This is a genomic window from Polaribacter sp. Z022 (assembly GCF_023555495.1).
Classification (GTDB): Bacteria; Bacteroidota; Bacteroidia; order Flavobacteriales; family Flavobacteriaceae; genus Polaribacter.
The window spans coordinates 1-2,837 of record NZ_JALCZO010000016.1 but is presented as its reverse complement, the minus strand read 5'-3'; the positions used below and the strand labels follow the sequence as shown (position 1 = coordinate 2,837).

3 protein-coding genes are annotated in these 2,837 nt (G+C 27.7%); all 3 read left to right on the top strand.

Translation table 11 applies throughout. The annotated features are described in order from the left end of the window. Positions 1–612, top strand: a 612-nt coding sequence (locus MPF13_RS15315; RefSeq protein WP_249983636.1) for a hypothetical protein, incomplete at its 5' end; no start/stop codon positions are given. A gap of 148 nt (positions 613–760) precedes the next feature. Next, positions 761–1,639 carry a hypothetical protein gene (locus tag MPF13_RS15310; RefSeq protein ID WP_249983635.1) on the top strand — a complete coding sequence of 293 codons (879 nt, stop codon included), beginning with the start codon at positions 761–763 and terminating at the stop codon, positions 1,637–1,639. Positions 1,640–1,801: 162 nt separating this feature from the next. Beyond that, positions 1,802–2,644 (top strand): hypothetical protein, encoded by an 843-nt coding sequence (locus tag MPF13_RS15305; RefSeq protein ID WP_249983634.1) that lies wholly within the window; start codon positions 1,802–1,804, stop codon positions 2,642–2,644. Positions 2,645–2,837: the final 193 nt, after the last annotated feature.

The following is a 2,837-nucleotide window of genomic DNA, read 5'->3' as shown; positions in this document are numbered from 1 at the left end:
AAACAAAAGTTGCTGCTTTTTTACTCACTTTCTATTTTCCTTCGGAAAATAGCCGTTCACAAAAAACGCAACTTTCAATACACAAACACGTTGCCCATAATTATGAGAAAGACCAGTTTACTAATTTTATTTATTGCTTTGAACGTGGTTAGTTGTGCTGAAAAAACTATTTTGGAAAGACTTTTTGACGTTGAGAAACCTGATTTAGCATTTGGCGGAATGATAAAGTCGTCAAACCCATTTCAAATTGAGGGCGACAATGGAAAAAGATATATTAGAGAAAAAGGTGGGGTTGGTGGAATAAATTTAAAAACACCTGAATTGGAAAAATTGTATGGAGCGGAAGAAATTGTAACTGACAGCACTAAAGCCATCTTAATTATCGACTTTCCATTGAATAAAATAGTTGGATATGAAATAGAAAATAAAAATGGATTTAATAAAAGAGACCTGACAATTGAATTAAGCAAAGCATATTCTGAAATATATGCTGAAAAGGATAAATACGGAATCTGTTGCGAAAAGCTTTCTGACTTGGAATTGAAAAACATTTTAGTGTTCGAAGTTGGAGAACAGATTTATTTAGAAACAAAAGTAGAATCGAAAAAATAACTATGGGCAACAACGTGTATATTCAATTGCTAACTTCTAGCCTACTTGGGAAAATCCTAGCGGATTTTCCATTCAGTGATTATTTGCTAAATTTAATGCTTAAACCACGCAACTGAAACATACACAAACACGTTAGCAATAATTACCAATGAAAATCCGAAAATTCATAGAAAATCTAACACCTGAAGAAATTGAAGAAAAAAACCTTCAACAAATTAAGGAAAATGATGAATTCTTTAAGGAATTTAAAGATGCTCACGATAAAAAATGTTGCGTTCTTTGTGGTAATAAATTAGATTACTTTTCAGATATTGAACCTTGCTTCCATTGGTTTCTATTACCAAAAGGAATAAAGAAAAAGCATTTTAAAAGTTACCTATCTGAACCTATTGGATATTATCGACTTGAAAGTTATTTTAGATGGATTGCTACATTGGAATCACCCCTAAAAAACATCAATGATTTAACAGATGAAAAATCTGATTCTAAATTAAAAGAAATCACAATAAAATACGAAAACATTGAGTGGTCTATGAATTTTGGACAAAATGATTTGGATGGACATAAAGATTCGAATAATGCTAAATTCCCGCATTTTCATATTCAAATGTTGGTAGACGACAGACCTTTTATTAGGTTTAACGACTTTCATATTCCTTTTTCAAAAGAAGACCTTTTCAACCTTCAAATGATGGAAGAAGCTTCTGATTTAATAAGTTTAGATTATGATTTAGGAAAAGGTATGTCATTTATTGAAAAAAACGAAAACTTAATTGAACTTGATAAGGTTATGTCACTTGCAGAAGATGAAAATAAAGCTACATTTAATACAAGTTCTATGTTTCAAATGCCAGAAGGTAAAACTATAAAAGGAGAAGAAATTGAAAAATTCATTAAGGAGAGTAAAGAGACTAAAACACCTTTAAGAAAAATAATGAAAGAAAACGTTCCTGACATAAAAATTGTAACCGAAGTTAGACCAGGTAATTCAGTCCCGAAAATGAAAAAAAGAAATTCAAGAAAATAACTATTGCTAACACCGTGTAATAAAAATTGCTTAATTTTAGCTTAAACAAAAGTTGCTGCTTTTTTACTCACTTTCTATTTTCCTTCGGAAAATAGCCGTTCACAAAAACGCAACTTTCAATACACAAACACGTTGTGTACAATTAACCCAAATCAACAAAATTTGAGAAAAAACCTAATATTTACATTACTATTTATCATAATTCAATCTTGTCAATCTGAATTTTTAATGGACAACAAAAATATTATTGAAAAAATTGACAAACTTGATTTTAGTAAAACAATCTTCGAAGTTTCAATTGATAAAAATGAAAATATCATAGATACTCTTTCTGTTGTAAAAATTAAAACAAATAAAAACGGGAAAATAGTTTATAAACAAAAAGAGTATTTACCAAAAGCAAGTGGAAATATTATACAACAAAGTTATTTTAGGAATAATAAAGATTTATTTTATCAAGAAACTTCAGCAAATAAAGAGTTCAAGTCAATATTTGAAACTTTTGTTAATAAAGAAAATGTAATTTATAAAGCTCGAACAATAAGTTATGAAACAGAAAATCAAAATGATACAATCTTAATGACATTTGAATATAAATACGACATAGGAGGAAAAAAAGAAACTTTATTTATAAAACCTGAATTAGATTCTATTAGTTCATTAGACTTCACAAAATATAATAAAAATGAAAAACCTGAATTTGGGTATTTAATAATTGAAAATGATACAGTACAAAAACGAAAAATAAATTATTTAAATGGAAAAATGATTGAATCAACTTATGAATTCAAAAAACCATTTAGGACTATTATTTCAACATTTAATAATAACGAAAAAACTCTAACTGAAATACTTTTTATAAAAATAAACGACACAATCAAAAAAGCATCAGAATCTATTTTTGAATATAATGAAAATTCAGAATTGATTATTACAAAAGATATTCTGAATGACACAATAACGAAAAGAAAAAAAATAACTGTACACAACAACGTACAAAATTAATTGCTTGCTTTTTGTTTACTTACGAAAATCCTCGCGGATTTTCTTTGCCAGTAATTATTTATTAACTTTATTGCAGAATCATGCAACTAACCTTGTACAAACACGTTGGCTGTAATTAAAAACCGAAATGGAAACATTCAGAATTAAAGGAAAAAAAATAAAGAATTGGAAAACATTTCACTCTGAATTTAAA